Consider the following 21,647-nt stretch of genomic DNA (forward strand, 5'->3'; position numbering starts at 1 on the left):
AACGTTTGGGGCCATCGCGCTGGTTACACTCAGGTTACCTCCCTTTCACTTTCCGTTCAGCCCACCGGCGCGATGTGCAGGGCCCGATACTCGGACGGTGAAATCTGGTAACGCCCCTTGAAGCTGGTGGAGAAATAGGACGGCGAATTGAAGCCCAATTGATAGGCCACCTCGGCAATGGTGAGCGTTTCATCGAGCAGAAGCTGCCGGGCTTTGGTGAGGCGGATGCTCTGCACCACGTCCGTGGGGCTGGTGCCGAGCACGGCCTTCACCTTGCGGTAGAGCTGCACCCGCGAGATGCCCAGGCTGCGGGCCACGTCCTCCACGCTCAGGTCGGCCCGCTCCAGGTTGGCCTCCACGATGGCCGTGAAATCGGCCAGGAATTTCTGGTCCACGCGCTGGGCGGGGGCCACGGTGGCGGTGTCCACGCTCAGTTCGCGGCGGAAATGCTCGCGCTGCCGCTCGCGGTTGCCGAGCAGGGTGCGCAGGCTTTCGAGCAGGAAGGTGGGATTGAACGGCTTGGTGAGGTAGAGGTCGGCGCCGGCCTGCACACCTTCCACCTGCTGCTCGGGCGCGCCCTGGGCCGTAAGCAGCACCACCGGAATGTGCGAAGTGCGCCAGTCGCCCTTCAGCTGCGCCACCAGCTCGATGCCGCTGATTTCGGGCATCATCACGTCGCTCACGATGAGGTCCGGAATCAGCTCGGCAGCCAGGCGCAGGCCGGCCGCGCCATCGGTGGCCGTGCGTACCTGGAAGTGCGGCCGCAGCTTCTGGGCCAGAAAGGCGTTCACTTCCTCGTTGTCTTCGATGATGAGCACCAGCGCGTCGCGCCCTCCGCCGGTGGCAAAGCCGGCTTCGGCCGCCTCATCAGCGGCGGCAGCTACGGCCATGGGCTCTTCCTGCGCCAGTCCCGGCAGTGCAGGCTGTGCCGCAGAGGCCAGCAGCCCGGCGGGCAAGGTGAGCGGCAGCGTCACCACAAACGTGCTGCCCTGCCCCGCCTGGCTCGTAAACGTGAGCTGCCCCATGTGCAGCCGCGTGAGCCCCAGCGCCAGCGCCAGGCCCATGCCCGAGCCCTGCACGCCCGGCTGCTGCCCCTGGTAAAACCACTCGAAGATGTGCGCCCGGTCCTTCTCGCTGATGCCGCGCCCGGTATCTTCCACGCTCACGCGCACGCTGCCTTCGGCCGGCAAGGGCTGAATGCTGACGGTTATCTGCCCGCGCTCAGGCGTGAATTTCAGGGCGTTGGCCAGCAGATTGAAAAACACTTTGTCGAGAATGTTCACATCGAAGGGCAGGCTCACCACCGGCTCGGCGGGCAGGAAGCGCAGCGTTACGCCCTTTTGCCGGGCCGGCTTTTCGAAGGAATCGAGGATTTCGCGCACGAAGGCCACGAGGTTGCCCTCGGTGGCGCGCACCGGCATCTTGCCCACGTCAATCTTGCGGAAATCCATGAGCTGGTTCACCAGCCGGAGCAGGCGCTGGGCGTTGCGGCGCACCAGGCTCAGGTCGTGCCGCTGCGGGGCGGTGAAGTCGGCGCTGCTGGTCAGCATTTCCTCCACCGGCCCCAGAATGAGGGTGAGCGGCGTGCGCAGCTCGTGCGAGAAGTTGGTGAAGAAGCGCAGCTTGGCCTCCGTTTCCACCTTGGCCCGCTCGGCAAACTCCTGAATCTGATTGCGCTGCGAGCGGATTTCCTCGTTCTGCCCGGCCAGCACGCGGGTGATGCGGCGGTTGGCCCGCAAGGCCCGCCAGGCCAGCAGCCCCAGCCCGGCCACCAGCAGCAGCGCCACCGCCAGCACGTAGAGCACGGTTTGCTGGCTGGCGTAGGTATCGCGCTGTTCCTGCAGCAGCTGCTGCTGCCGCTGAATGTCCTGCTGCTGGCTGCTCAGCTTCTCGGTTTGCATCTTCATCGTCAGCACGTTGGTCGAGTCGATGACCATTGTGCTGAGGATATTTTCCTTGGTAAACGGCTGCTTGCTCAGGATGCGCATGGCCGTGCGAATGGCCTCCTCCCCGCCCGGCGAGTAGAGCAGCGTGGCATTGATGATGCCATCCTGCACCAGCTGAATGCCGCCCCGGCTGCCCGGCAGCCCATCCACCCCAATTATTTTGACGTGCTGCTGCCGGCCCAGCTCCTTGCACACCTGGTAGGCGCCCAGCGCCAGCCGGTCGTTGTGCGCAAAAATCAGGTTCACTTCGGGGTGGGCGCGGAGCACGGCGGGCAGGCGCTCCAGCACCGAAGGCCGCTCCCAATTGCTGTTCACCTGCGCCACCAGGTGCAGGCCGGGGTAGGCCGCCAGCGCCCTGGCAAAGCCCCGGTGCCGGTCCACGGCCGGCGAGGAGCCCGGCGCGCCCAGTATCTCCAGCACCTGGCCACGCTCGCCGAGCAGGTTGGCCGCATAGCTCCCGGCCGTCTGGCCCACCTCCACGTTATTGCCCCCCACGTAGGCGGTGTAGAGCTGCGAGGTAGTGCGCCGGTCCAGGATGACCACCGGAATGCCCCGGTTATACACCTCCTCAATGATGGGCGTCACCGGCTCCGCCTCGTTGGCCGATACTATCAGCAGGTCAATGCCTTCGCGCAGGAACTCCTGAATCTGCTGCTTCTGCAGGGCGCTGCTGTACTTGGCGTCCTTCATCCGGAAGCTCACCCCGGGGTAGAAGCTCAGCTCTTTTTTCATGCCGGCCAGCATGGCCTGCCGCCAGGCGTCGCCGTTGGTGCACTGCGAAAAGCCGATGGTGTAGTGCGGCGGCGCGGCGGCCTGCACGGCTTCAGGCGCCAGGCCAAGCACCACCAGCCCGCAGCAAAACCATACGCGCATCAACCGGAAAGCCTGAGCCATAGCGAAGAAAAAACGGGATTCGAAACTACCTGCCAAGCCCGACAGCGCCCCAATCGATTTCAGCAGTCGGCCAGGGCGTAAACCTCCCGGCGGCCGATTGGCTAGCCGTCGCTGTTCACCCGGTCGCCGTGGGCTTTGGGTTCCGAAATTACGAGAAAATGCAGGTCCAGCGGGCCAGGATTGCTAATGCGGTGTGCAACGCCCGGCAAAATGTGTAGGCTTTCCTGCGCCGCTACCGTCACCCGCTCCTCCCCCACCTCAAACGTGGCCTCGCCCGACAGGATGAAAAACACCTGCTGCGCCCGCTCGTGCAGGTGCCGCTGCTCGGCCGTGCCCGGCGGCATCCGCTCCTGAATCACGCTCAGTGAATTGGTTTTCAACAGGTGCCAGCCGTCGCAGGCGGCGCCCCAGGTGTAGTGCGGGGCATTTTGCGCAGAAATTTTCATGAGCTGCAAGCTACTGCCAATGCCTCGGCTACCGTGCCGGGGGCCGCACCGTCGTCGCCCGAAAGAATTCGTCAGTCTTCCGGTTGAACTCCTCCGCGTGCTCCTGCAAGGTGGCGTGGCCGCTGTCCGGCACTATCCAGAGCCAGGCACGGGGCAGGCTGCGGTACATGGCCACCGTGTGCTCGGGCCGAATCACGTCGCGGTCGCCGGCAATGATGAACGCCGGCACCCGCACCCGCCGCAGCGCCGCCAGCGGAACGTTGGGCTGAAACACGTCGAGGCAAAATACCTTCCAGTCGTTCCGGCGCTTGGGGCCGGTGAACTTTACGTTCTTATTTTCCTGGTAGCCGCGCTGCTGCTGGCGCCACAAGCCGGGCATCAGCGCCGTGGAGTCGGGCCAGAGGTTGGCGCCGGTAGCTACCAGCCGCTTCACCTTCTCGGGGTGCCGCAGGGCCAGCAGCAGCGCGTTGATGCCGCCGTCGCTCCACCCCATCACGTAAGCGGAATCAATCCGTAAGCTCGTGAGCAGGCCGGCAAAATCGTCGGCCATCATCTCAAAGCTCAGCGAGTCGCCGGGGTCGATGGATTTGCCGTGCGCCCGGCTGTCCACGGCAATGACGCGGTAGCGCCGGGCGAAATACGGAATGTTCTTCGCCCACGCCGAGATGTTGTCGCCGTTGCCATGAATCAGGAGCAGCGGCGGGCCCTGGCCGTAGGTTTCGTAGTACAGCTTCACGCCGCGCACCAGCTGGTAGTGCCCGGCGGCGGGGTTGTTGCCGTAGGGAATGGCGGGCTGGGCGGCCAGAACGTGGTTAAGAAATATAAAGAGCAGGAGCAAATATGCTCTCATAGCCGTAAAACTAATGAAATGCCTACCCGACTAGCTAAGGTATTCATCTTATCCTGAAGTCCCGAAGTTCATCGAAGCCAGCACCGTTACAGCGAAAGCAAATACCCTGTTGAACATGATTATAAACAGGTAATTCACCAGTTCCATCACACCGCGAACACGGTGTATAGTATGAAAAAGGCTGTGCTACATTTCTATTATTAGAAAGCACAGTATCACGAGTTGTCTGATTAGGGTAAACTGGAATTAATACCCCATTAGCATGAAGCTCACGATGACACCAGTTACAAAGAGTAACTAATCCCTCATCACGATACTGCCAAGGCAGTGACGAAAGCAAATAATACCTATGATGAACTTCTAAATGATATGGCTTATCAGCAATAATTTCAGCCATACAATTATTGAATGTATAAATTGGCTTATCACCAAATATTGCTGGGGGTTTATAGTTTGGTTTTACACCAAAGTCAAAACCATCGAACCATATGCTGTTCGTATCGCCCCAAACATGTAACTGCTTAGTTTCTCTATAATCAACATCTCCCCAATATTGTTTATAGGTTTCCCATTTTCCGCATTTTTGGCATATGTGCTTATCCCTATCCAATATCTGCTTTCTCCTTTCATCCCATTCAGTAGTTTGCAGGAGCTTTTGATAGGAAATAGAATTTCCATTTAATTCACGCACCAAGTCGGCGAAAGGAGTTTTGAGGCTATCCACTATTACACGTATTTAATACAGTAAATTATTTCAAAGCAATATAACCAAAACGGCCGCCCCAGTTTCCCAAGGCGGCCGTTGCTGCTTAAGCTACTGGCTGACGCAAATTATACCGTCTGGCCAGCTTCCTTCATGCGAATCAGGTTCAGAGCCGAGCCGGCCTTGAACCACTCAATCTGGCCCTCGTTGTAGGTGTGGTTGAGGGTGATGAGGTCGGTGTCGCCGTCGGCGTGGTGCAGGCGGGCCTGCAGGGGCTTGCCTTCCTGGAAGTCCGTCAGGCCAAGGATGTCGATGGTGTCGCCTTCCTCAATCAGGTCGTAGTCGGCCTTGTTGGCGAAGGTGAGGCCGAGCATGCCCTGCTTCTTCAGGTTGGTTTCGTGGATGCGGGCGAAGCTCTTCACAATCACGGCGCGCACGCCGAGGTGGCGGGGCTCCATGGCGGCGTGCTCGCGCGAGCTGCCTTCGCCGTAGTTCTCATCGCCGATTACCACCGTGCCGATGCCTTGGCTCTTGTACGAGCGGGCCGACTGCGGTACCGTCTCGTAGCCTTCGCCCTGGGTGGCGTAGTTGCGCACCTTGTTGGCCTCGCCGTTGAAGGCGTTGGTGGCCCCGATGAGCATGTTGTTGGAGATGTTGTCCAGGTGGCCACGGTATTTCAGCCAAGGGCCGGCCATCGAAATGTGGTCGGTGGTGCACTTGCCCTGAGCCTTGATGAGCAGGCGCAGGCCCATGAGGTCGGTGCCTTCCCAGGGCTTGAAGGGCTCCAGCAGTTCGAGGCGGTCCGAGGTGGGGCTCACCAGCACCTGCACGCCGCTGCCATCGGCAGCGGGCGCCTGGAAGCCGGCATCCTCCACGGCGAAGCCCTGCGGGGGCATTTCCACGCCCTGGGGCTCGTCGAGCTTCACGGGGCCGTTGGCACCGGGCAGCGTATCAGTGAGGGGGTTGAAGGTGAGGTCGCCGGCAATGGCGAAGGCCGTCACGATTTCGGGCGAGGCCACGAAGGCGTGGGTGTTGGGGTTGCCGTCGTTGCGCTTGGCGAAGTTGCGGTTGAAGCTCGTGATGATGGAGTTGCGGCGCTTGGGGTCGTCGGTGTGGCGGGCCCACTGGCCGATGCACGGGCCGCAGGCGTTAGCCAGCACTACGCCGCCCATGTCGGCGAAGGTGTCGAGCAGGCCGTCGCGGGCCACCGTGTAGCGCACCAGCTCCGAGCCGGGCGTGATGGTGAACTCGGCGTTCACGGTCAGGCCTTTGTCCACGGCCTGCTTGGCGATGCTGGCAGCGCGGGTAATGTCCTCGTAGCTCGAGTTGGTGCACGAGCCAATCAGGCCCACTTCCAGCTTCTCGGGCCAGCCGTGCTCTTTCACGGCGGCGGCAAACTCCGAGATGGGCCAGGCGGCGTCCGGCGTGAACGGGCCGTTCACGTAGGGCTCCAGCGTGTTGAGGTCGATTTCGATGAGCTGGTCGTAGTAGCGCTCGGGCTGGGCGTACACCTCGTCGTCGGCGCGCAGGTGCTGGCGCACGGCGGCGGCGGCTTCGGCAATCTCGGCGCGGCCGGTGCCGCGCAGGTAGTCGCCCATTTTCTCGTCGTAGGAGAACACCGACGTGGTGGCGCCGATTTCCGCACCCATGTTGCAGATGGTGCCTTTGCCGGTGGCGCTCAGCGCCTCCGCGCCATCGCCGAAGTATTCAATGATGGCGCCGGTGCCACCTTTCACGGTCAGGATGCCGGCCACGCGCAGAATCACGTCCTTGGCCGACGTCCAGCCGTTCATCTTGCCGGTCAGTTTCACGCCGATGACTTTCGGAAATTTCAGCTCCCAGGCCATGCCGGCCATCACGTCCACCGCGTCGGCACCGCCCACGCCGATGGCCACCATGCCCAAGCCGCCCGCGTTGGGGGTGTGCGAGTCGGTGCCAATCATCATGCCGCCGGGGAAGGCATAGTTCTCAAGCACCACCTGGTGAATAATACCCGCGCCGGGCTTCCAGAAGCCGATGCCGTATTTATTGGAAACCGAGGCCAGGAAGTCGTACACTTCCTTGTTTTCGGAATTGGCTTCGGCCAGGTCGGCGGTAGCGCCGTCCTTGGCCTGGATGAGGTGGTCGCAATGCACGGTGGAGGGCACAGCGGCCGTGGCCTTGCCGGCCTGCATGAACTGGAGCAGGGCCATCTGGGCGGTGGCGTCCTGCATGGCCACGCGGTCGGGGGCGAAATCGACGTAGGAAACGCCGCGCTCATAGGCCTGCTTTACTTCGCCGCCGTAGAGGTGGGCGTAGAGAATTTTCTCGGTGAGGGTGAGCGGGCGCGCAACAGCGGCGCGGGCCGCCTCGATGCGGGAACCCATGCCGGCGTACACCGCGCGAATCATTTCCAGGTCGAAAGCCATAGGATGCGTGTTATTATAGAGTGGTTGTGCAAATGTAGCACCCCCGCCAAGTTGTACCTAGCCAAAATGCGTGGATGCGGGTTTCTGTGGGATTAACGCGGGTTTTAGTGAGGGTGTTCGGTTGCGGCGCGGGTGCTGGTTCCCGCAGAGGGCGCAGTGGTTCGCAGAGGGCAGGCGGCAACCTATTGGCGCGGTCGGTGGTTTGTGGGGCTTGCAATGGCATTTTTGCGTTCACGTATGAATAACAATTTTCTTCGCCTGTTGGCTACGGCCGCATTGGGCCTAAGTCTGGGAGCCTGCTCCTCCAACTCTTCTACTTCTGAAACTGCTGCTACTGGTGGGGCTTCCGCGGCGGCCCCAGTGCTCACGCCCGGCCCCTGGCGCGGCGTGCTGGCCACGCAGGGCCAGGAAATCCCGTTTCTGTTCGAGGTAAAAACCGAAGCCGGCAAGCCGGTGGTCTACCTCATCAATAAAGGCCTGAATGGCGAGGAGCGGCTGCGCTGCGAGGAAATTTCCTCGGCCGGCGACTCGACTACTATCCGCATGCACGCCTTCGATGCCGCGCTGGTGGTGCGCGCCGACGGCAAGGACAAGCTGAAAGGCACCTGGGTGAAATATGATTCGAAGACGCCATACCGGGTGCCGTTTGCGGCCACAGCAGGGGAGCAAGCTTTATTTACAGATACAGGTGTAAACGAAGAGGGAAAGAAGCTCGGGACAAGCACTACCGGGAAATGGAGTAACACTTATCGAGTTTTATTTAAAGACGAAGAGGGAAGCGCTTATCCAGCCGTAGGCATTTTCAATTTTGGGCCAGTTAAGAACACTGTAACCGGAACATTCCTGACTACAACTGGTGACTATCGATATTTGTCAGGGAACTTAGCATCACGAAATAATGGAACCCATGTACTGTTGGCGACATTTGATGGTAGTCACGCCTTTTTATTCGATGCTACACCTACTCCTAAAGAGGACAGTTTAAAAGGCGACTTCTACTCCGGCAAATCCGGCCACGAAACCTGGACCGCCGTGCGCGACCCCAAAGCCAAACTGCCCGATGCCGACACGCTGACCTATCTCAAAAAGGGCGAAAGCCGGCTGAATTTCAAGTTTCCCAATGTGATGGAGGGCGGCAGCATCTCCCCCACCGACCCCAAGTATCGGGGCAAGGTAGTGGTGCTGCAAATCCTTGGCTCGTGGTGCCCCAACTGCATGGACGAGACCAATTTCCTGGCCCCGTGGTACGAAAAGAACAAGGCGCGCGGCGTGGAAATCATCGGCCTGGGCTACGAACGCAGCGGCGAATACGCCAAGGCCGCGCCCAAGCTGCGCAACATGCGCGAGCGGTTCCACATGGGCTACGACGTGGCCTTTGCGGGCGTGGCCAACAAGGACTCGGTGGCGAAGTCGCTGCCGCAGCTGGCGAAGTTTCTGGCTTTCCCCACCACCATTTTCCTCGACAAGAAGGGCAACGTGCGGAAGATTCATACCGGCTTCTCGGGGCCGGGCACGGGCAAGTATTACGCGGAAGAAACGGCTGCCTTTAACAAGGAAATTGACAAGCTGCTGAAGGAATAGCCGCACCGGCACCGCTTCTACCGGCCTGGTGCCGGGACCACAGCGCCGCCGTCCGATGGTCGAAAATCAACTCTGCGGGGTTGGCTTTCGACCATCGGACGGCGGCGCAGCTTTTGGGGCTTATTGCTCATGCTCACCCGGTTTCGACCAGCCAGACGCTTTCATCGGCAGCTGCACATTGTTCCTTGACAAGCGTTTGTTCCCATTTTGAGAATCCGCTGCTTTTTTCAAAAAAACCTGTGCCCGCAGCGAAAAGCCTGCTGCGCGTAGCAATTCACTAACAAGACCAGGCCGAGAATATTTTCACCCACATTTATCTCGGATAGTTTATAATTAAAAGCAAGCCCACCTTTTCCTATTATAGGAATCAATATGATATGTGTCAGCTGGTTACGAATTTTAATCAGATAAATTCTTACAGCAAAGCACTTATTCATATGACTAATTTTACAAAACAAGCCGCCGCTTATCTTCTGGCGGCACTTCTTCTCGTTACCGCCACTTCCCCGGTAGCATGGGCCCAGCAGGTGAAGCAAGCCAGCTCAGTGGCCGACCGCGACCTGGGCTGCGTGCTGGTGGTGTGCGGTTCCATTGTCAACAGCGCCTATGCGGTGGATAATAGTCCGGCCACGGCAGCTTCGATTTCGCCACCGCTGGCCATTGGCACTGCTGCGCTGCGGGTCGGTTTCGATGCGCCCATACCGGCGGGCGCACAAGTGAGCATGATGGTCAGCTTCACGGGCAGCGCGCTGAGCCTGGGGCTGGTCAACAACACGACTATCAGCACTTTTGCAGCTTCGGGCTCGCAGGCCAAGCAAACGATGACGATGAACAGCCTGCTGAACCTAACCACCTTGAATACCAACGTCATGAATGTGGAATTCACGGCGACCAACAAGTTTCAGGAGCTGGAGCTGCGCACGGGCAGCGTGCTGGCGGTCAACGTAGGCTATGCGGTGCAGCTGTACCAGGCCACGGCTACCTACACCCCGCTGCCGGTGGAGCTGACCCGCTTTGCCGGCACCGCGCAGGGCAATGAGGTCGCTCTGAAATGGGCCACCGCATCGGAAAAAAACAGCGCCTACTACCAGGTAGAGCGTGCCACGGCTGAAGCTCCGGAACGCTACCAGGCCATTGGCCGGGTAGCGGCGGCGGGCAGCAGCAGCCAAGCCCTGGCCTATGATTTTGTGGATGCGCAGCCGCTGGAAATGGGCTACTATCGGCTGAAACAGGTAGACAAGGACGGCAGCAGCGCCTACAGCCCGGTGGTGGCCGTGCGCGCCACGCCCACGCTGGCCCTGCAAGCCTACCCCAACCCCACCACCGGCCGCCTGACGGTGGCGGGCGCAAAGGATACGCGCTTTGTGCTGGTCGACCAGCTGGGCCAGGTAGTGCAGCAAGGGACGCTGGCCCTGTCGCAGACTTATGAGCTGGACTTCAGCAACCAGCCCAATGGCCTGTACTTTCTGCGCGACCTGGCCACCGGCGCCACGGTGAAAGTAGCAAAAACAGCCAGCGGGAAAGCCCTGTAGGCACCACTGTTAAACAAGCGGCGAAGCCGGTGTGGCTGCCAAAGCACTTGGCGGGCCGCACCGGCTTTCTGGTGCCCGGGGGCATGGTATCTGCAGTTTTTTTTGCGGCTGATAACGGCAGATGGCATGGCCGGGCCGGCTGTTTTAGGACATAAGATGAAAGCCCGGTGAAGGAGAGCAAAGCGCTACACAGCAGCTTATCTACCTAAACGATTCTTATACGTAAGCGCTATAAACAGCTTTTCTAACAACCGTTTCCCTTCACCTCCTTCCCCTTTCATGAAAAACATCCTTGTTCCCACCGACTTTTCGGCCGAGTCGCACCACGCGTTTGAAGTAGCCCTGCAACTGGCCAGACAAACGGGCGGCAGTGTACAGCTGCTGCACGTACTGGAATCGCCCGACGGCACGACGGCCAATTTCAGCACCTACGGCGGACCGGTAAACGGCAGCGAACTGCCCAATAGCGAAGGCGGCATCGACCAGATTTTCTTTATCAAGCTGATGGAGGTGACCAAGGGCAAGCTGCACGCCCTGCGCAACGAAGCCGAAACCCTGGCCCCCGGCGTGGCCGTGGCCGATGGCGTGGAAGTGGGCCGCATCGGCGATGGCATTCTGAAAGCCGTGGAGCGCCACGGCGCCGACCTGGTGGTGATGGGCGCGCAGGGCCACGGCGCGATGGAAAACTTCTTCGTGGGCTCGAACACGGAGCGCCTTATCCGGCTGGCCGAGGTGCCGGTGCTGACGGTGAAGCACCAGCAGGCGCAGTTTGAGGTGCGCAACGTGGTGTTCCCGTCCAACTTCACCGAGGAATCGACCGGGGCTATTGCCGGCCTGCAACAGGTGCAGGCGGCTTTCCCCAACGCCACCATTCACCTGCTGCACGTAGCCGATGGGGCCGAGAACCAGGCCACGCAGCAGCACGAGCAGGCTTTTGCCGAGCGCGCGCAGCTGAAGAACTTCCAGACGGGCACCATCTCGGCCGACAGCACCAGCGCCGGCATCGAGCAGTTTGCCAAGCAGGTCAACGCCGATTTGGTGGTGATTCCGACCCACGCCCGCTCCGGCCTCAGCCGCTTTTTCAACACCAGCATTGCCGAAACGGTGGCCACCCACGCCTTCCCGCCGGTGCTGACGTACCACCTGGCGCAGTAGCCCAGCGCAGGTACCGACAACGGAAGGCCGCTCTGCTTCGCACCGCAGGGCGGCCTTCTGCTTTGTCAGCCCCCGGTGCGCAGCCGCAGCCGCACCCGGAAATCCTGCCTCGGCCGGAGCGTGACGAGCGGCTGCATGGCGACGGGCGGCTGGCCCGGCACCCATTCGATATCGAACTGCCGCAGCAGCGCCAGCGTCACGAGCTGCATTTCGGTGAGGGCAAACTGCATGCCGATGCACAGGCGCGGCCCGCCGCCGAAGGGCACGTAGGCATTGGCCTGCACCGGCGGCACCTGACCGGGCGCGAAGCGCGTGGGCCGGAATTCTTCGGGCGCGGGCCAGTATTTCGCGTCGTGGTGCAGGCCGTGGAAATAGAGCGAAAACAGGGTTCCCCGGGGAATGCGCAGGCCATTGTAGTCGTCGTCGGCCAGGGCCACGCGGTCTACCATCCAGGCGGGCGGGTAGCAGCGCATGGTTTCCTGCACGGCGTGCAGGGCGCGGCCCAGGCGCGGCAGGTCCTCAAAGGCGGGCGGGCGGCCGGCCAGTACCGTCGCTATTTCAGTTTGAATGGCGACGGCCTCGGCCGGGTGGTGGGCCAGCAGGTAGGTGAGCCAGGTGAGGGCGTTGGCACTGGTTTCGTGGCCGGCCACGAGCAGAATCAGGGATTCGTCGATGAGCCGGTCGGGGCTCATGGGCTCGCCGGTGTCCTCGTAGCGCACGTCGAGCAGCATTTGCAGCAGGTCGTCGGGCGGGGTGGTCCCGGGCCGGGCATTGGCCTGCTGGCGCTTGGCGATAAGGCCGGCCAGCAGGGCGCGCAGCTCAGCGGCCAGGGCATCGTGGTACTTGAACTGGCCTTTCAGATGAAACCACGGCTTCAGGTACGGCTGCCGGATGGAGCGCACGAAAAACGCCTGAATCTTGGTAATGAGCCGCGCCAGCCGGTCCAGCTCCGCCTCCGGAAAGTTGGTGCTGAACACCGAGCGGGCAATGATGCGAAACGTGAGCCGCGTCATCAGCTCGTGCACCTCCACGGTGGCCGCGCCGCCGCCGCTGGCCGCCGTGGCCACGACGGGGGCCAGGGTTTCGGCGGTAATTTCCTGCATCAGGCCGGTGAGGGCGGCCACCCGCTGCCGGTGAAAACCCGGCTGAATAAGCCGGCGCTGCCGCAGCCAGTCGGGTCCTTCGTTGGTGAGCAGGCCGTGGCCGATGTAGCGCGAAAACCCCTGCGTAAACTTCGACTTCGCGTAGTTGCGATGGTTTTTCTGCAGAATGTGCTGCGTCAGGCCGGGGTCGCGGGTGAGGATGCTCTTCTCCACGCCGCCAATGAACAGCTCCACGGTGTCGCCGTGGCGGCTCAGCACCTGGTTCAGCACGGGCAGCGGGTCTTTGGCCAGGGCAAAGGAGCGCAGCAGCGAGCGCCAGCGCGGCACCCGCGGCAGCACAAACGGGGCTTCGGCAGCCGGGGCAGGAGTTGCAGTTTCGTTCATTGGGAGGGGCCGCAGCCTGATGCAGCTACCAAAAATAACCCACTGCGGCCGTCAACTCATCTTTTTTCAAACCGGCACCGTAAACCCGGCAAGGCTCCGGCCTTCTGCCTTCTTTTCACCTTCCCCAATTCCCTTCTTCGCTTATGTGGATTCAGCAACAACCCAACTCCCCGGCCCCGCTCGCCGACCTGCAAGGCCGGGCCGTGGGCCTCAAATTCGAGTGCAATAAGTGCCACACCGAAGTCTTCACCGACCTCATCGGCGTGCCCGCCCCCAACGACCAGGCCGACTCGCCGGAACACGCCGACAACCACGAAATCGAAGAAATCAAGTGCCCCGGCTGCGACATGACGCACTCCCTCGAAGTGGACAGCACCTTCGACGGGGTCACCTTCAAGGTGAGCGAAGTGCAGCCCGGCAGCGTAAGCTACCAGATAGCCGATAAATAGCCGGTCTGTCGTTGCGGATATTCCGCGCAAAAAAAGCCCCGGCACTGCGCTGTGCCGGGGCTTTTTTTGCGTTCACGAAACAGGCTTTATCACCACTGAACATCGGTCGCATTGGCAAGCAGGCTTGCCGCGCTCCGCTCGCAATGACGGCGAATTATTTCTCGCGCTCAATGGTGTAGTTAATCAGCTGCTCCAGCGACGTGCGGCTGGGCGATTCCGGGAAAGAATGCAGGATTTCCAGGGCCTCGTCGCGGTAGCGTTTCATGGTTTGAATGGCGTAGTCCAGACCGCCCGATTTCTTCACGAATTCAATCACCTGCTGCACCCGGTCGCGGTGGCCCTCGTTGTTTTTCACGTTGAAAATAACCTGGCGCTTTTCCAGCCAGGAAGCCTGCTGAAGCGCATAAATCAGCGGCAGCGTCATCTTTTTCTCCTTAATGTCGATGCCCACCGGCTTACCGATTTCGGCCGTGCCATAGTCGAATAAATCGTCCTTTATTTGAAAGGCAATGCCGACTTTCTCGCCAAATAAGCGGGCCCGCTCAATGGCTTCTTTATCGGCCCCCACGGAGGCCGCGCCCACGGCGGTGCAGGAGGCAATCAACGACGCGGTTTTCTGCCGGATAATGTCGAAATAAACGTCTTCGGTGATGTCTAATTTGCGGGCTTTCTCAATTTGCAGCAGCTCGCCTTCGCTCAGCTCGCGCACGGCGTTGCTCACGATTTTCAGCAGGTCGAAATCGTCGTTTTCCAGCGACAGCAGCAGGCCGCGCGACAGCAGATAGTCGCCGACCAGCACCGCAATTTTATTTTTCCAAAGCGCGTTGATGGAGAAGAAGCCGCGCCGGTAATTGCTCTCGTCCACCACGTCGTCGTGCACCAGCGTGGCGGTGTGCAGCAGCTCGATGAGGGCGGCCCCGCGAAAGCTGGCATCGGGCAGCGGGTCGCCGGTGGCGGGCTCTGGGCGGGCGGCCCGGGCCGTGAGAAACACGAACATGGGCCGGATTTGCTTGCCCTTGCGCTTCACAATGTAGCCCATTATTTTGTCGAGCAGCAGCACTTTGGTGCGCATCGACTGACGGAACTTGTGTTCAAACTCGGCCATTTCGGCCGCGATGGGCGCCTGAATCTGGTCGAGGGAGAAAGTGGCTGGCTGGGGCATTGTGGCGGCAATGATACGGCAGAACGGCGGAGGGCCCTACTTACGGCCCCAACCTTTCGGGCGCTATTGAGATTATAGCATACGACGGCGGCCGTTTGGCGGCCCGTCTCGCCTACCTTCACCGCTATGTTGACGCACGCTCCGTTTTTGCTTACCGGCACGGCCCACGGCCGCCCCTTCGCCGCCGATGCCACGTACCAGGCCGATGGCCGGGCCAAGCCCGTGCTGCTGTTTGTGCATGGCTTCAAGGGGTTTAAGGACTGGGGGCACTTCCCGCTGCTGGCCGACTTCTTCGCGGAGCAGGGCTTCGTATTCGTGAAGCTGAACCTGTCGCACAACGGCTTGGTGGTGGGCGGCACCGGCGATTTGGAAGATTTGGAAGCCTTCGGGCGCAATAATTTCAGCATTGAGCTCGACGACATCGGCCAGGTTATCGACGCGCTTTTTACCGACGGAGCTACGCCCGTGCCGACGGCCGAGCTGGATTTGAGCCGGCTGTTTCTGGTGGGGCACAGCCGGGGCGGCGGGCTGGTGCTGCTGAAAGCGGCCGAAGACCGACGAGTGCGCGCCGTGACCACCTGGGCGGCCATTGCCGACATCCACCCGCACTGGCCGCAGGCGGTGTTCGACGAGTGGCAGCGCACCGGCGTGCTGCACGTGCCCAACACCCGCACCGGCGTGGAGCTGCCCATGCGCTACCAGATTGTGGAGAACTACCACGCCAACCGCCCGCGCCTCGACATTCCGCACAACGTGCGCCGCAAGCTCAGGCAGCCGCTGCTCATCATTCACGGCGACGAGGACGAAACCGTGAACGTGGCCGCCGCCCGCCAGCTGCACGAGCTCAAGCCCGATGCCGAGCTGCTGCTCGTGCCCGGGGCCACGCACATGTTTGGCGGAGCCCATCCGTGGGCGGCCTCGGTGCTGCCGGCGCCGGCGCGGCACGTGGCCGAGGCCACGGCGGCGTTTTTTACGCGGCAGGCATGAGCATTCCACCGGTTCCTAAGCTGGCCTACCTGCTGCTGGGCTCGAACCTGGGCGACCGGGCGGCCATGCTGCGCGAAGCCCGCGCACGGCTGGCCCGCAATGCCGGCGCGATGGTGGCTGAATCGGGCATTTACGAAACGGCGGCCTGGGGCCGCGAAGACCAGCCGGCCTACCTCAACCAGGCGTTGGGAATAAGCACCGATTTATCGGCCGGAAAGCTGCTGGCCGCCTGCCTGGCCACCGAGCAAGCAGCCGGCCGTGAGCGCCACGAGCGCTGGGGCAGCCGCACGCTGGACGTAGACATTTTGCTGTTTGGCGAAGAAATCATTGCCGCGCCCGACTTGACCGTGCCCCACCCCCGGCTGGCAGCGCGGCGGTTTGCGCTGGTGCCACTGGCCGAAATTGCCGGCGCGCTGGTGCATCCGCAGCTTGGCGAACCCATTGCCGCCCTCCTCGCCCGCTGCCCCGACCCGCTGCCCGTGCGGCCCTGGCCCGGCGAATGAAGCCGGGGCCAGCGGCGGCACCCGGCGCAAATCGTGCGCAACGTGGCCGGTCCGCAGCGCCGTGCCGAGCAGCCAGCCCGCCAGCAGCACGCGGCTCAGCCAGCGCAGAGCCTGCTCCGGCCACGCCGCCAGCACCAGCAGCGCAATGGGCGCAACCAGTACGCTGGCGTACCGCTCCGTGTCGTGAATGCCGGCCGCGCTCTGGCCAAACACCGTGAGGCCCGCCACCAATGCCACCAGCACCAGCGCCGTGCTCCACAGCGTGCGCCGTAGCAGGAGGGCCGGCTCGCTTGTTTCAGGGGTTGCAGCTTTTTCAGGGGTCTCAACGCCTGCTCTGCTCACCCTCGCCTGGCGGGGCCACAGCAGCGCAAACAGTGCCAGCAGCACCACTGCCCATACCGCGTGCGGCACTGCAGCGCGGCCGGCCGTGGGCAGCGGCAGGAGCCAGCGGCTTAGCACAAAGCCGTAATCGGCCAGCGCGCTCAGGAGCTTGCCCCAGCCCAGGGCCGGGTGGTAGCGGCTGGGCCCGGCCACCAGCAGCGCGTACCACTGCCACAGCACGCCCCCTGATGCACTGATAGCCAGGTGCAGCAGCAGCTGCCCGCGCCGATGCCCTTCCAGCCTGCGCCACTCGCCCAGCAACAGCCCCGCCCCCACCCCAGCCAGCAGAAAAAGCCCCAGGGTGCGCTGCAACGGCAGCAAGCCTCCTGCTACCGTTGCGGCAGCCCACCACTGCCACCGCCCCGCTTGCAGCCACTGCCACAGCAGCGCCGCATAGGCCGCGAACAACAGCAGGAACACGCTTTCGGCCCATACAAACTTGCCCACCAGCAGCCAGGGAGTGCTGAGTGCCAGCAGCAGCGGCAGCACCCGGGCCCGACCGGGCGACAACAGCTTGCGGCCTACCCAGGCCCAGAGCAGCAGGCTGCCCAGCAGGCACAGCGCGTGCAGTACCCGCACGCGCGCCAGCCCGCCAGCTACCGCCAGCAGCGCCGGGTACAGCGGCGGCCAGTAGCGGTACGGCGTACCGTCGGGGTTGAGCAGGTGGCCGGTGGCGCGTAGCGTCTGGGCGGCGTGCAGGTACAGGCGCGAGTCGCTGGTGCCGGCCAGGCCGGGCGCGGTGGCATAGGCAAACAAGGCCAGCTGCGCCAGCCCGGCCACTACCAGCAGCGCCCCGAAGAGCAGCTGGCAGCGCCGGGCCGCGGCTGAATCAGCGGAAGCAGCTGGGGCCATCGGGGGTGGTTCAACGCGTGGGCGGCAAGCCCTTGCAATGGCTAAAAGCTGCTCACCGTGGCCGTGGGCACAATTTTCTTCACCAGGCCCTGCAGCACTTTGCCGGGGCCGCACTCTACAAATTCCGTGGCGCCGTCGGCGGCCATGCGCTGCACCAGCTGCGTCCAGCGCACGGGGGCCGTGAGCTGGGCCAGCAGGTTGGCCTTGATTTCGGCCGGGTCGGTGTGGGGCAGGGCGTCCACGTTCTGATACACGGGGCAGCGGGCCGGGCTGAACGTGGTTTTCTCGATGGCCTCGGCCAGCGCGGCGGCGGCGCTCTGCATCAGCGGCGAATGGAAGGCTCCGCCCACGGGCAGCGGCAGGGCGCGCTTGGCCCCGGCGGCTTTCAGGGCTTCGCAGGCCCGGGCCACGCCCTCGGCCGAGCCGGAAATAACGAGCTGGCCGGGGCAGTTGTAGTTGGCCGCCACCACTACGTGGCCGCCGTCGGTGATTTCCTGACAGATGCGCTCCACCGTGGCATCATCCAGCCCCAGAATAGCGGCCATGGTGCCGGGCTGCTCTTCGCAGGCAGCCTGCATGGCCTGAGCGCGACGCGCTACCAGCGGCAGCGCGTCTTCAAACGTCAGCACCCCGGCGGCTACCAGCGCCGAGAACTCGCCCAGCGAGTGGCCGGCGGTGCTGGCGGGCTGGAAATCGGGCTGGGCCACAAACTGCGCCACCGAATGCACGAAAATGGCCGGCTGCGTCACATCGGTGCGGCGCAGGTCCTCATCGGTGCCGCTGAACATGTTGTCGGTGAGGCTGAAGCCGAGAATGTCGTTGGCGCGGGTGAGCAGGGCGCGGGCATCAAGGTTTTGGTCGAACAGCTCGCGCGCCATGCCGGGGAACTGGCTGCCCTGGCCGGGAAAAATGACGGATTTAGCGGAATTCATTGGGTTTCGCGGTTTTAAGCGGAGTGGGTGGGATTTAACGGCCAGCTGGCCTGGCCTGAAAAAGTAAATCGGGCGCAAGCTGCACAAAAAGCCGCATTGCCCCAAACAAACGAAGCGGGCTGCCGGCCCGCTCCGTTGTTGGTTTCGCCATGCCATTTTTCATGGGTAGCAGGGCTGAAGCTGCCGGCCGGTCCGGATTCAACGGCTAGCGGATGATTTCCACCCATCCTTTGTAGGTGCGCTTAGTGCTGGCAAAATCCGCAAACTCCACCTCGGCCAGGTAGTAATAGATTCCGCCCGACACCCTGGCTGTGGTGCCGAAATCGCCAGTCAGCCCGCCTCCGTTCCAGTTGATAAGCACCGGGTCGTCGGCCGTGGTCGTGTTCTCGAACACCTTCACGCCCCAGCGGTTGAAGGCCTGGAACCGGATGCGCCGCACCGGGCTGTTGTTCCTGGGCCGGAACACGTCGTTCTGCCCGTCCCCGTTGGGCGTGAAAATGTTGGGCAGCTTAAAAAACAGGCAGTTGTCCTGGCACGCCACGTTGCTCGTGTCGCTCACCGCCCCGCTGCCCGCCACGGCCTGCACCGCGTAGCAGCCCCCCGAAAAGCCCAGGTTCGGATGGGTAAAGCTCGTCTGCGCCGTGCTGCCCAGGTACGCGAAGGCCCCCGTCGGCGTGGGCCGGTAGTACACCCGGTAGCTCACCACCCCCGCCCCGTCGCAGCCCGCCGGCGCGCTGCCCAGCGCCCAGCGCAGCCGGTTGCTGTACTGCCCCCGCAGCCCCGGGTATTCCGGCAGCCCCGCCAGGCTGTCGCAATTCGTCGCCAACAGCGTCAATACCGGACGACAGGGCGGCGGAATCAATTCCAGGCACAGCTCCTGGCTGCGGTTTGGCAGCGAGCTCAGCGTTGGCGTATCGGCATACTGGCCATCCGTCTGCACATAATAGCAGTAGCGCTGCCCCTTGGTCAGCAGCGGGTCGCGGTCGGTATAGGTGCCGCCGGTGGCGGTGCTGCTGGCCGTGCCGATGCGGGTGTAGGGGCCCGTGCCGCCCGTGCGCCGGTACACTACGGTCGGGTGCGCGGCATTGTCCCAGGGCACATTATATGTCCAGCTCAGGTTAATGGCCGTGGCCGTGCGGTCGGGCAGAGCGCTGAGGCGCACGCTGCTGGCCGTGGGCGAAGTTTCGGTGATGGTAGCCCCCGCGCCGGCCGGGAATGTCTGCACAAAGTCCAGCTTGTAGGTGTACTGCTTGTCCAGCGTGTTCAGGCTCACATCGGTGTAGCAGGTGTTGGTGAGCGTGGTGATGGTCGTGACCGGCACAAATGCGCTGGCGGCCGGATTCAGTCCCTCGGCCCGCGAGAGCACATAGCTCGGCGTGCCGTCGAACGCTGCCCCCGTGGCCGGGCGCGGCTGCGTCCAGCACACCTGCATCTGCCCCGTGCTGGCCTGCGTGCTTGTCACATCCGCTTTGATGAGCCGTGCCGAAGCCCCCGGAATGCTGGCGCAAACCTCGGCCGAGGCAATGCTCTGGCCGGCGGCCGGCAACGGAAAGTCGGCGTATATCCGGTAGCAGTACGTCTGCCCCCGGCTCAGCCCCTGCACCGTCCCGCTCGCGTCCACCCCGTTGTCGGTGAACGTGCTCGTGCCCACCGGCACCGTGCCAATCCGCACGTACCCCGCCGAGGCCGGAATGCCCGTCTCGCACGGCCCCGGCACAAACCCCGACGGGTTCACCTTCCGGTAGATGTGCATCTGCGTGGCGTTGGCGCACTGGTACGTGTTCCAGCTCAGCACCATGCTGTTCGGGTTGCCCCCGCTCCCCACCACCGGCGTCGCCCGAAGCCCCTGAGGCGCCGGGCCAACAACCGTGATGCGCCAGATTTTTATATCCACCAATGCCGGGTTGGTGGTTGGCGAGCCGGTGGGCGAGTCCTGGGCTTTGAAGGTGACCTGGTAGGGCAGCCGGGCCACGTTGCTGCAATCCGTCTGCCAGGTGAACGTGCCGCTCGACTGGGGCGGCCCGGTCTGCGTCTGCACAAAGGTTGCGGGCGGCCTGATGCCCGCGTAAGCAAATAAGGTAACGGCCGTGGCGGCCGCGCTACCCGACGCAACGCCATCGGTAGCTGTCACGGTGCCACGCACCTGCTGCCCGGCCACTACGCACAAGTCGGCGGGCACTACCAACACCGGGGGCAGGTTATTGGTAGCAAGCACATTAATCTGCATATCGCGCACTACCTCGCCTATTTTCCGCCTTCTGCGCTCCGGTAGTCGCCGCCATTCTTCTACCACGAAGGCGACGTTGTAATACCCGATTGCGGCGGAAGCATTCCAGGTAATCATGCCCGTGTTCACGTCCTGCTCAAATGTGGCCGGCTGCCCGGCAAAACCCGTCTGCACGCCGTACTGATTGAAAAAATCTACCTGAGACGCCGGCCCCGCAACGCTGGGGAGGTTGGGCAGGCGGAAATTGGTACAGTCCGTTGGATTCGGGTTGTTATTGCCATTGCCTACGCCCTGGCCCGTACATGGCAGGCCCAGCGTGCCCGATACTCCCGCCAACACCTGCTGACACGGTACCAGCTTGTAAGCCAGCGAGTCGCCGTCGGCATCGAAGCCGCCGGGACTGTGCTGAAACACCTGGCGCAGCCCGGCTTTGTCCACCGCCGGCGCAGTCAGTATTGGCGAGTGGTTGCGGCCCAGGGCCGGGTCCAGGGTGATGGTGATGCGCAGGTAAAACGTCTGGCTCGCAGAGTTTGCCATGTTCAGCACCCCGGTCACCCGGTTTTCGCCAATGAACTCGGCCGTGTACTCGCCCACCGCAGGGTACGTGTGCTCGAAATAGTAGATGTTAACGTCCGTGTCGGTGGTGCCCGGTACCCGCCGCACGGTGGCCCTCGGAATGGTGCGGTAGCAGCTGGAAGTCCCGTCGCCGAAAAAAAAGGTTTCCAACGATTCGTCGATGCTAGGGACGGGGTCGGTGTACAGCGTCAGCTTAAAGAATACCCGGCGGGCATTGAAATTGGCAGTCGTATCAATCTTGGCCTGAATGTCGCCCGCGCGAATGTGAGAGGCATGAACAGCCACAGGGCGAAGCGCCATGCTCGCCAGCATTATGACGACCAGCAGCGCGGCGCGCATCAACAGGGCTGCCCGGGGTGTAGCGAGTTGTTTCATAAGGAAGGTCGGTAGAAACCAGATATAATAATTGAATCAGATATAACGCTTTGAATTACGTTATATTGCTAAAGCCCTGCAACTACGCGAAAATTATGCTACGGGGCAGCAAAGAAACCGCCACGCACGGCCATTCGGCACAAAAGTCGGGCCGGACTCGCGCCGCCGTGAAGCAGCCCCCAAAGCAACGCAGCGGCTTGG

General features: G+C 62.6%; 15 protein-coding genes. 6 read left to right on the plus strand and 9 right to left on the minus strand.

The window, feature by feature from the left end; all coding sequences use genetic code 11:
* Positions 1 to 56: 56 nt before the first annotated feature.
* From ACYVHT_RS02115 to ACYVHT_RS02135, 5 genes are all read right to left on the minus strand, one after another.
* A complete protein-coding gene (locus tag ACYVHT_RS02115) occupies positions 57 to 2,840 on the minus strand; it encodes a hybrid sensor histidine kinase/response regulator transcription factor (RefSeq protein ID WP_460547453.1) in 2,784 nt (927 codons plus the stop codon).
* A gap of 101 nt (positions 2,841 to 2,941) precedes the next feature.
* Positions 2,942 to 3,286, minus strand: coding sequence for a cupin domain-containing protein (locus ACYVHT_RS02120; protein ID WP_460547456.1), 345 nt, complete (start codon positions 3,284 to 3,286; stop codon positions 2,942 to 2,944).
* A 28-nt stretch (positions 3,287 to 3,314) separates the two neighbouring features.
* A complete protein-coding gene (locus ACYVHT_RS02125) occupies positions 3,315 to 4,136 on the minus strand; it encodes an alpha/beta fold hydrolase (RefSeq protein WP_460547458.1) in 822 nt (273 codons plus the stop codon).
* A 43-nt stretch (positions 4,137 to 4,179) separates the two neighbouring features.
* Entirely contained in the window at positions 4,180 to 4,860 is a 681-nt protein-coding gene (locus tag ACYVHT_RS02130) for a hypothetical protein (protein ID WP_460547460.1), read from the minus strand.
* Between the two features lie 107 nt (positions 4,861 to 4,967).
* Positions 4,968 to 7,247 carry an aconitate hydratase gene (locus ACYVHT_RS02135; RefSeq protein ID WP_460547461.1) on the minus strand — a complete coding sequence of 760 codons (2,280 nt, stop codon included), beginning with the start codon at positions 7,245 to 7,247 and terminating at the stop codon, positions 4,968 to 4,970.
* A gap of 132 nt (positions 7,248 to 7,379) precedes the next feature.
* Here ACYVHT_RS02135 and ACYVHT_RS02140 point away from each other — a divergent pair, with 132 nt between their 5' ends.
* The 3 genes from ACYVHT_RS02140 (at position 7,380) to ACYVHT_RS02150 (ending at position 11,515) form a co-directional block, all read left to right on the plus strand.
* The gene (locus ACYVHT_RS02140) at positions 7,380 to 8,828 is read left to right on the plus strand and encodes a peroxiredoxin family protein (protein WP_460547463.1); all 1,449 of its coding nucleotides are present in this window, start codon (positions 7,380 to 7,382) and stop codon (positions 8,826 to 8,828) included.
* Between the two features lie 437 nt (positions 8,829 to 9,265).
* Positions 9,266 to 10,360, plus strand: coding sequence for a T9SS type A sorting domain-containing protein (locus ACYVHT_RS02145; protein ID WP_460547465.1), 1,095 nt, complete (start codon positions 9,266 to 9,268; stop codon positions 10,358 to 10,360).
* 279 nt (positions 10,361 to 10,639) lie between these two features.
* Positions 10,640 to 11,515, plus strand: a complete 876-nt coding sequence (locus ACYVHT_RS02150) for a universal stress protein (protein WP_460547467.1) — start codon at positions 10,640 to 10,642, stop codon at positions 11,513 to 11,515.
* A gap of 65 nt (positions 11,516 to 11,580) precedes the next feature.
* On the opposite strand, the gene ACYVHT_RS02155 is transcribed toward ACYVHT_RS02150, so the two are convergent.
* On the minus strand, positions 11,581 to 13,002 hold the full coding sequence (locus tag ACYVHT_RS02155) for a cytochrome P450 family protein (RefSeq protein WP_460547471.1): 1,422 nt from the start codon (positions 13,000 to 13,002) through the stop codon (positions 11,581 to 11,583).
* A gap of 143 nt (positions 13,003 to 13,145) precedes the next feature.
* On the opposite strand from ACYVHT_RS02155, the gene ACYVHT_RS02160 reads away from it, so the two are divergent.
* Positions 13,146 to 13,451, plus strand: coding sequence for a hypothetical protein (locus tag ACYVHT_RS02160; protein ID WP_460547473.1), 306 nt, complete (start codon positions 13,146 to 13,148; stop codon positions 13,449 to 13,451).
* A 154-nt stretch (positions 13,452 to 13,605) separates the two neighbouring features.
* Here ACYVHT_RS02160 and ACYVHT_RS02165 read toward each other — a convergent pair whose 3' ends face one another.
* Positions 13,606 to 14,613, minus strand: coding sequence for a polyprenyl synthetase family protein (locus ACYVHT_RS02165; RefSeq protein WP_460547475.1), 1,008 nt, complete (start codon positions 14,611 to 14,613; stop codon positions 13,606 to 13,608).
* Between the two features lie 126 nt (positions 14,614 to 14,739).
* On the opposite strand from ACYVHT_RS02165, the gene ACYVHT_RS02170 reads away from it, so the two are divergent.
* Together ACYVHT_RS02170 and folK are read left to right on the plus strand one after the other, a co-directional pair.
* Complete coding sequence (locus ACYVHT_RS02170) at positions 14,740 to 15,600, plus strand: alpha/beta hydrolase family protein (protein WP_460547477.1); 861 nt, start codon at positions 14,740 to 14,742, stop codon at positions 15,598 to 15,600.
* Between the two features lie 65 nt (positions 15,601 to 15,665).
* The gene (gene folK, locus ACYVHT_RS02175) at positions 15,666 to 16,103 is read left to right on the plus strand and encodes a 2-amino-4-hydroxy-6-hydroxymethyldihydropteridine diphosphokinase (RefSeq protein WP_460548057.1); all 438 of its coding nucleotides are present in this window, start codon (positions 15,666 to 15,668) and stop codon (positions 16,101 to 16,103) included.
* A 1,274-nt stretch (positions 16,104 to 17,377) separates the two neighbouring features.
* Here the strand turns inward: folK and fabD are convergent.
* Together fabD and ACYVHT_RS02185 are read right to left on the minus strand one after the other, a co-directional pair.
* On the minus strand, positions 17,378 to 18,268 hold the full coding sequence (gene fabD, locus ACYVHT_RS02180; protein ID WP_460547479.1) for an ACP S-malonyltransferase: 891 nt from the start codon (positions 18,266 to 18,268) through the stop codon (positions 17,378 to 17,380).
* A gap of 205 nt (positions 18,269 to 18,473) precedes the next feature.
* Positions 18,474 to 21,446, minus strand: coding sequence for a T9SS type B sorting domain-containing protein (locus tag ACYVHT_RS02185; RefSeq protein WP_460547481.1), 2,973 nt, complete (start codon positions 21,444 to 21,446; stop codon positions 18,474 to 18,476).
* Positions 21,447 to 21,647 lie beyond the last annotated feature (201 nt).

This window comes from Hymenobacter daeguensis (assembly GCF_054780555.1).

Bases quoted from the DNA above. Each gene is read 5' to 3' on its own strand.
- ACYVHT_RS02115 (WP_460547453.1), bottom strand. From the start codon at position 2,840: ATGGCTCAGGCTTTCCGGTTGATGCGCGTATGGTTTTGCTGCGGGCTG.
- ACYVHT_RS02120 (WP_460547456.1), bottom strand. From the start codon at position 3,286: ATGAAAATTTCTGCGCAAAATGCCCCGCACTACACCTGGGGCGCCGCC.
- ACYVHT_RS02125 (WP_460547458.1), bottom strand. From the start codon at position 4,136: ATGAGAGCATATTTGCTCCTGCTCTTTATATTTCTTAACCACGTTCTG.
- ACYVHT_RS02135 (WP_460547461.1), bottom strand. From the start codon at position 7,247: ATGGCTTTCGACCTGGAAATGATTCGCGCGGTGTACGCCGGCATGGGT.
- ACYVHT_RS02145 (WP_460547465.1), top strand. From the start codon at position 9,266: ATGACTAATTTTACAAAACAAGCCGCCGCTTATCTTCTGGCGGCACTT.
- ACYVHT_RS02150 (WP_460547467.1), top strand. From the start codon at position 10,640: ATGAAAAACATCCTTGTTCCCACCGACTTTTCGGCCGAGTCGCACCAC.
- ACYVHT_RS02155 (WP_460547471.1), bottom strand. From the start codon at position 13,002: ATGAACGAAACTGCAACTCCTGCCCCGGCTGCCGAAGCCCCGTTTGTG.
- ACYVHT_RS02160 (WP_460547473.1), top strand. From the start codon at position 13,146: ATGTGGATTCAGCAACAACCCAACTCCCCGGCCCCGCTCGCCGACCTG.
- ACYVHT_RS02165 (WP_460547475.1), bottom strand. From the start codon at position 14,613: ATGCCCCAGCCAGCCACTTTCTCCCTCGACCAGATTCAGGCGCCCATC.
- ACYVHT_RS02170 (WP_460547477.1), top strand. From the start codon at position 14,740: ATGTTGACGCACGCTCCGTTTTTGCTTACCGGCACGGCCCACGGCCGC.
- folK (WP_460548057.1), top strand. From the start codon at position 15,666: ATGCTGCGCGAAGCCCGCGCACGGCTGGCCCGCAATGCCGGCGCGATG.
- fabD (WP_460547479.1), bottom strand. From the start codon at position 18,268: ATGAATTCCGCTAAATCCGTCATTTTTCCCGGCCAGGGCAGCCAGTTC.
- ACYVHT_RS02185 (WP_460547481.1), bottom strand. From the start codon at position 21,446: ATGAAACAACTCGCTACACCCCGGGCAGCCCTGTTGATGCGCGCCGCG.